Annotated in this window: 7 protein-coding genes; 5 read left to right on the top strand and 2 right to left on the bottom strand. The window is 67.1% G+C overall.

Going from position 1 to position 6,401, the window contains the following annotated elements; genetic code table 11:
- Positions 1-26 precede the first annotated feature (26 nt).
- Positions 27-176 carry a hypothetical protein gene (locus ACIPIA_RS08330; protein ID WP_400508454.1) on the top strand — a complete coding sequence of 50 codons (150 nt, stop codon included), beginning with the start codon at positions 27-29 and terminating at the stop codon, positions 174-176.
- Positions 177-179: 3 nt separating this feature from the next.
- Here the strand turns inward: ACIPIA_RS08330 and ACIPIA_RS08325 are convergent, their stop codons facing one another.
- A complete protein-coding gene (locus ACIPIA_RS08325; RefSeq protein WP_400508453.1) occupies positions 180-1,238 on the bottom strand; it encodes an ornithine cyclodeaminase in 1,059 nt (352 codons plus the stop codon).
- A gap of 127 nt (positions 1,239-1,365) precedes the next feature.
- Between ACIPIA_RS08325 and ACIPIA_RS08320 the strand changes: the two genes are divergently transcribed.
- From ACIPIA_RS08320 to mgrA, 3 genes are all read left to right on the top strand, one after another.
- Complete coding sequence (locus ACIPIA_RS08320; protein WP_400508451.1) at positions 1,366-1,803, top strand: Lrp/AsnC family transcriptional regulator; 438 nt, start codon at positions 1,366-1,368, stop codon at positions 1,801-1,803.
- 252 nt (positions 1,804-2,055) lie between these two features.
- Positions 2,056-3,486 carry an aldehyde dehydrogenase family protein gene (locus ACIPIA_RS08315; protein ID WP_400508449.1) on the top strand — a complete coding sequence of 477 codons (1,431 nt, stop codon included), beginning with the start codon at positions 2,056-2,058 and terminating at the stop codon, positions 3,484-3,486.
- 94 nt (positions 3,487-3,580) lie between these two features.
- Positions 3,581-4,603 (top strand): L-glyceraldehyde 3-phosphate reductase, encoded by a 1,023-nt coding sequence (gene mgrA, locus ACIPIA_RS08310; protein WP_400508447.1) that lies wholly within the window; start codon positions 3,581-3,583, stop codon positions 4,601-4,603.
- A 35-nt stretch (positions 4,604-4,638) separates the two neighbouring features.
- Here the strand turns inward: mgrA and ACIPIA_RS08305 are convergent, their stop codons facing one another.
- On the bottom strand, positions 4,639-5,127 hold the full coding sequence (locus ACIPIA_RS08305; RefSeq protein WP_400508445.1) for an Lrp/AsnC family transcriptional regulator: 489 nt from the start codon (positions 5,125-5,127) through the stop codon (positions 4,639-4,641).
- Positions 5,128-5,278: 151 nt separating this feature from the next.
- Here ACIPIA_RS08305 and ACIPIA_RS08300 point away from each other — a divergent pair.
- A partial coding sequence (locus tag ACIPIA_RS08300) for an aminotransferase-like domain-containing protein (protein WP_400508443.1) occupies positions 5,279-6,401 on the top strand: 1,123 nt, incomplete at its 3' end.

Raw genomic sequence — 6,401 nt, 5'->3', positions numbered from 1 at the left:
TCGAAGCGTCCGGATGACGCCAGGAGATGGTGTTCATCGGCGGGCCAGAGATGGATGAGGCCGCGATCCGGGCCGAGCTCGACGCCTGCCTGGCCGGCAGCCCGGCGACCGGGCTGACGCAGGCGCTGCTCGGGCTCGAGGATCCGTTCCCGCGCTGGGACCGCGACGCGGCCTGAGGCTCAGGCCGCAGCGATGGCGCTCGGCGCGGCCCTCATGAGCATTCCGAAGAGATCGCGCGGATCGTCGGGGTCGGCGATCAGGTCGAGATCGACATAGGTGCCGGCCTCGCGGATGCGCTCATGGACGTAGCGCAGCGCCGAGAAATCCTCGATCGCGAAGCCGACGGAGTCGAACAGCGTGATCTGGCTGTTATCGGTGCGGCCCTGTGCCGCGCCGGCGATGACCTTCCAGAGCTCCTCGACCGGATGATCGGCGTCGAGCTGCTGGATATCGCCCTCGATCCGGGTCTGCGGCGGATATTCCACGAAGATCGAGGACCGCAACAGCACGTCGCGGTGGATCTCGGTCTTGCCGGGGCAATCGCCGCCGACCGCGTTGATGTGGACGCCGGCTCCGACCATGTTGTCGGTCAGGATCGTCGCGTACTGCTTGTCGGCGGTGACGGTCGTAACAATCTCGGCGCCCTCGACCGCTTCCATCGCGGTGGCGCAACGGGTGATCCTGAAGCCGTGGCGCGCCAGGTTGCGGGCGCATTTTTCGGTCGCGGCCGGATCGACATCGTAGAGCCGCAGGTTCTCGATGCCGAGGATCGCGCGGAAGGCGAAGGCCTGGAACTCGGACTGGGCGCCGTTGCCGATGATCGCCATGGTCGCGGCGTTCTTCGGCGCGAGATGCTTCGCCGCCACCGCCGACATCGCCGCGGTGCGCAGCGCCGTCAGGAAAGTCATTTCCGAGAGGAGGACGGGATAGCCGGTGCCGACGTCCGAGAGCAGGCCGAAGGCGGTCACCGTCTGCAGGCCGGCCTTCATGTTCTTGGGATGGCCGTTGACGTATTTGAAGCCGTAGAGTTTGCCGTCGCTGGTGGGCATCAGCTCGATCACGCCCTCGAGGCTGTGCGAGGCGATGCGCGGCGTCTTGTCGAAGATCTCCCAGCGGCGGAAATCATCCTCGATGTAACCCGCAATGTCAGCCAGCACCTTCTCGATGCCGATCGCATGGACCAGCTTCATCATGTGGTCGACGCTGACGAAAGGCACGACATTGAGCTGCTGAAGCATGGGTCCCCGCGCTGTTCTTATGAAAGATCCATTCTCCGCATTTTCGGCGGCAGGCGATAGAAGCCAGATTGACCTGTTCGAAGCATCCATTGATCAAAACGAGCAACGATATTATTCATTTCGAGCAATGGACGACATCGACCGCAAGCTCATCACCCTGCTGCGTCACGACGGGCGCCGCAGCATCTCGGACCTTGCCGCCGATCTCGGCCTGACGCGGGCGACCGTGCGCGCCCGGCTCGAGAAGCTCGAGCAGTCCGGCGAGATCATCGGCTTCACCGTGATCCTGCGCTCGGACGCGATCGACCTGCCGGTGCGCGGCATCACCATGATCGAGATCGCCGGGCAGGCCGCGGATTCCGTGATCGACGCGCTCTCCGGCTTCAGCGAGGTCTCCAGCATCCACACCACCAACGGCAACTGGGACCTCGTGGTCGAGCTCGGTACCTCCGACCTGATCGCCTTCGACCAGGTACTCCGCCGCATCCGCCTGATCCCCGGCGTCACCAACAGCGAGACCAGCCTGCTGCTGGCGACGCCGCGCAGCGTCAAGGCGCGGCTGTAGGAGCCGATCCGCAAGGAGCGCCGCTGCATGGCCGCCATCCGCAAACGCGGCGCCCTGCCGCGTGACAGGCGCGCGTCGCCCCCCTAACGTTGCGCCCCGTCAGATACAGCCTCGATGGCGGCCGGCGATACATGATCGCGCAAGGCCGCCCGCACGCATCCGACACCGACAGTTCCTGCTCGGGGCATGGACGACCGGCCGTTACCGGCCGGCATCCCGTGCCTTGGGCCAAGACGAGGCAGGAGACCAGACATGGCGCATGAGCTCGAATTCTACATCGACGGCCAGTGGGTGAAGCCGTCCGGCAGCCGCACGCTGGGCGTCGTCGATCCCTCGAACGAGGAAGTCTTCGCGACGATCGCACTCGGCGAGCAGGCCGATGTCGACAAGGCCGTCGCCGCCGCCCGCGCCGCTTTCCCGGCTTTCGCGAAGACCTCCAAGGCCGAGCGCCTCGCGCTGATGCGCCGCCTCGCCGAGGCCTACAAGAAGCGCTACGACGCCATCGCCGACATCCTGTCGCGCGAGATGGGCGCGCCGAAGGAGCTGGCGCACCGGGCACAGGCCGCGATGGGCACCGCCCATCTCGCCAAGATGATCGAGACGCTCGAGAACTTCGAGTTCGAGGAGTTGCGCGGAAGCACCCTGATCGCCAAGGAGCCGATCGGCGTCGTCGGCATGATCACGCCGTGGAACTGGCCGCTCAACCAGATCATGTGCAAGGTCGCGCCCGCGCTCGCCGCCGGCTGCACCATGGTGCTGAAGCCTTCCGAGATCGCCCCGCTCAACGCCATCATCTTCGCGGAAGCGATGGACGAGGCCGGCGTGCCGAAGGGCGTGTTCAACCTCGTCAACGGCGACGGCCCGACCGTCGGAGAAGCCATCTCGCGCCATCCGGGCGTCGACATGGTCTCCTTCACCGGCTCGACCCGCGCCGGCATCCTCGTCGCCAAAGCGGCGGCGGATACCGTCAAGCGGGTGCACCAGGAGCTCGGCGGCAAGTCGGCCAACATCATTCTCGACGATGCCGATCTCAAGAAGTCGGTGAAGCTAGGCGTCGAGAGCGTGATGCGCAATTCCGGCCAGTCCTGCAACGCGCCGACCCGGATGTTCGTGCCGGAGAAGCTGCATGAGGAGGCTCTCGCCATCGCCAAGCAGGTGGCCGAGCCGCTGAAGGTCGGTGCTCCCTCGACGGACGGCGTCTTCCTCGGCCCCGTCGTCAGCGAGGCGCAGTACGAGAAGATCCAGCGCCTGATCGAGGCCGGCATCAAGGAAGGCGCGACGCTGGTCACCGGCGGCCCCGGCCGTCCGGAAGGGCTGAACCGCGGCTACTATGTCCGCCCGACCGTGTTCGGCGGCGTCACCGACGAGATGACCATCGCCCGCGAGGAGATCTTCGGCCCTGTGCTGTCGATCCTGCCCTACAAGAGCGACGACGAGGTGGTCGAGCGCGCCAACGACACGCCCTATGGCCTCGCCTCCTATGTCCAGTCCGGCTCGCAGGAACGCGCCCGCACCATCGCGGCGCAGATGCGTTCGGGCAACGTCTACATCAACTACCCGGCCTGGGATGCGGGCGCGCCCTTCGGCGGCTACAAGCAGTCCGGCAACGGCCGCGAATACGCCGATTTCGGCCTCGAGGAATTCCTCGAGATCAAGGGCACGGTCGGCTACGCCGCGGCCTGATCGGATCGCGATCTGACGACAGCGAGGCCCGGTGGACGTAAAGCCACCGGGCCTTCATCTTATCGACCATTCAATCGATTGAGCGAGACAGGCCATGGTCAATCCGAACCGATATGACGCGATGCGCTACAATCGCTGCGGCCGCAGCGGACTGCAGCTGCCCGCGCTCTCGCTCGGGCTCTGGCAGAATTTCGGCGAGACCGGCAGCCACGCCAACATGCGCGAGATCTGCCGCACGGCTTTCGATCTCGGCATCACCCATTTCGACCTGGCCAACAATTACGGCCCGCCTCCCGGATCGGCCGAGACCGCCTTCGGCGAGATCCTGAAGCAGGATTTCGCGGGGTATCGCGACGAGCTCGTGATCTCGACCAAGGCCGGCTACCGGATGTGGCCCGGCCCCTATGGCGAATGGGGCAGCCGCAAATACCTGGTCTCCAGTCTCGACCAGAGCCTGAAGCGAATGCAGCTCGACTATGTCGACATCTTCTATTCGCACCGCTTCGATCCGAACACGCCGCTGGAGGAGACGATGGGCGCGCTCGACGCCATCGTCCGCCAGGGCAAGGCTCTCTATGTCGGCCTCTCCTCCTACAACTCGAAGCGCACGCAGGAGGCGGTCGCGATCCTGCGCCGGCTCGGAACGCCCTGCCTGATCCACCAGCCGAGCTATTCGATGCTCAACCGCTGGATCGAGCAGGACGGGCTGCTCGACACGCTCGATGCCGAGGGCATCGGTTCGATCGTGTTCTCGCCACTGGCTCAGGGCATGCTGACCGACAAGTACCTGAAGGGCGTGCCGGCCGGCAGCCGCGCCGACAAGAAGGCGCCCTCCTTCCGCGACGGCTTCCTGAGCGAGGCCAATCTCAGGAGCATCGCGGCGCTGAACGAGATCGCGGCCGGGCGCGGCCAGAGCCTCGCCCAGATGGCGATCGCCTGGGTGCTGCGCGGCGGGCGCGTGACTTCGGCGCTGATCGGCGCGAGCCGGCCGGAGCAGGTCACGGATTGCGTCGCCGCGCTGAAGAACCCGGAATTCTCGGCCGAGGAGCTGGCGGCGATCGACAGGCACGCGGTCGATGGCGGTATCAATATCTGGGCGGCCTCGGCGGAGCGCTGAACGGTTCTCCGCCGTCATGCTCGCCCTTGTCCCGCCTAATCCTCCTCCGCCACCGCCGCGATCGGCAGGGCGCTGGAACGCTTCACCTGGCCGAGCGCGAAGCTCGACTCGATCGAGGCCACGCCGTCGAGGCGGGTCAGCTTGTCCTTGAGGAAGCGCTCATAGGCCGGCAGGTCGCGCACGACGATGCGCAGCAGATAGTCGCGCTGGCCCGTCATCAGGTAGCAGTCGACCACCTCGGGCCAGCGCGCCACGGCTTGCGAGAAGCGGTCGAGCTCGTCCTCGCGCTGGCGCTCCAGCTTGACCGAGACGAAGACGCTGATGGGGAGGCCGACCTTGGTCTGGTCGATGATCGCGGCATAGCCCTGGATGACGCCGGCTTCCTCGAGCATGCGGATCCGGCGCGCGCAGGGCGAGGCCGAGAGTCCGATCCGCTGGGCAAGATCCTGCACCGAGAGGCGCGAATTGATCTGCAGCTCCGCAATGATCTTGCGGTCGAGCGCATCGAGGCGCAGGCGTGCCATTCCGTGTTTCCCTCCCGGCTGACAACGCCCTTTTACAGGAGCGGCGTCCCGCAACCAGCGGCATTGGCGCCGGGGCCTGCCGACACCGACGGCATGCCACTGGCGCGCGCGCCTTGTCCGCGCTATGCGACGCCTACAATTGCGGGAATGTATGGAATTGCCTCAGGCCAGCGCCGGCAGCGACGAATCGCTTCACTGGACCAGCCGGCTCGATCCGGCTGCCGGGCCGCGCTATCTGCAGATCGTCGCGCAACTCGAGCATGCCGTCGCCGGCGGTCTGCTTCGCCCCGGCGACAGGCTGCCGCCGCAACGCCGGCTGGCCGAGCATCTCGCGGTCGACCTCACGACGGTGACGCGCGCCTTCGGCGAGGCCCGCGAACGCGGACTGATCGACGCGGTGACGGGACGCGGCTCGTTCATCTCGTCAAGGCAGGAGCAGGAAGGCCCGGCACTCGACCTGAGCATGACCATCCCGCCCGCTCCGAAGGGGCTGCGCCTGGGTGAGCTGATGCAGCGCGGCATCGCCGAGATCCTGGCGCGCAGCGATGCCGACCAGTTGATGAACTATCATGGCGGCGCCGGTTCGCTGGCCGAGCGTGCAGCCGGCGCAGCATGGCTTGCGCCCTTGCTGGGCCCGGTCATTCCGCAGCGTATCGCGGTCGCACCGGGGGCCCAGGCCGCGCTGAACGCGCTCCTGTCGCTGCTGGCCCGGCCGGGCGACACGATCCTGACGGAACCTTTGACCTATCCCGGGCTGATCGGCGCGGCTCGGCAGCGCGGACTCGCGATGGCTCCGGTCGCAAGCGATGCCGACGGACCGCTGCCGGACGCGCTCGACGACGCGGCGCTGCGCTCCGGAGCGCGGCTCTTCGCGCTGACGCCCACGCTCCAGAACCCGACCTGCGTGACCATATCCGAGAGGCGCAGGCTCGACCTCGTCGCCGTTGCACGCCGACGCGACCTCATCCTGATCGAGGATGATCCTTACAGCCCGCTCGCGGGAGATGCGCCTGCGGCCCTCGCAGCATTGGCGCCCGAGCGGACATGGCACGTCGCGACCTTGTCGAAAGTGCTGACTCCGGGGCTGCGCACGGCCTTCGTGATCATGCCCGAAGGAACCGACGGCGCGCCGTTGCTGGCCGCCTTGCGCGCTACGGCCCTGATGCCGGCGCCGCTGATGACCGCGCTGGCGGCCCACTGGATCAGAATCGGCGTCGCAAGAGACCTGCTGGAAGGCGTGCGGCGCGAGGCGGCCGAGAGGCAGCTGCTGGCGC

This window comes from Allobosea sp. CER48 (assembly GCF_044752385.1).
Taxonomy (GTDB): Bacteria; Pseudomonadota; Alphaproteobacteria; order Rhizobiales; family Beijerinckiaceae; genus Allobosea.
This window is presented reverse-complemented; position numbering and strand designations above follow the sequence as displayed.

Bases quoted from the DNA above. Each gene is read 5' to 3' on its own strand.
- ACIPIA_RS08330 (WP_400508454.1), top strand. From the start codon at position 27: ATGGTGTTCATCGGCGGGCCAGAGATGGATGAGGCCGCGATCCGGGCC.
- ACIPIA_RS08325 (WP_400508453.1), bottom strand. From the start codon at position 1,238: ATGCTTCAGCAGCTCAATGTCGTGCCTTTCGTCAGCGTCGACCACATG.
- ACIPIA_RS08320 (WP_400508451.1), top strand. From the start codon at position 1,366: ATGGACGACATCGACCGCAAGCTCATCACCCTGCTGCGTCACGACGGG.
- ACIPIA_RS08315 (WP_400508449.1), top strand. From the start codon at position 2,056: ATGGCGCATGAGCTCGAATTCTACATCGACGGCCAGTGGGTGAAGCCG.
- mgrA (WP_400508447.1), top strand. From the start codon at position 3,581: ATGGTCAATCCGAACCGATATGACGCGATGCGCTACAATCGCTGCGGC.
- ACIPIA_RS08305 (WP_400508445.1), bottom strand. From the start codon at position 5,127: ATGGCACGCCTGCGCCTCGATGCGCTCGACCGCAAGATCATTGCGGAG.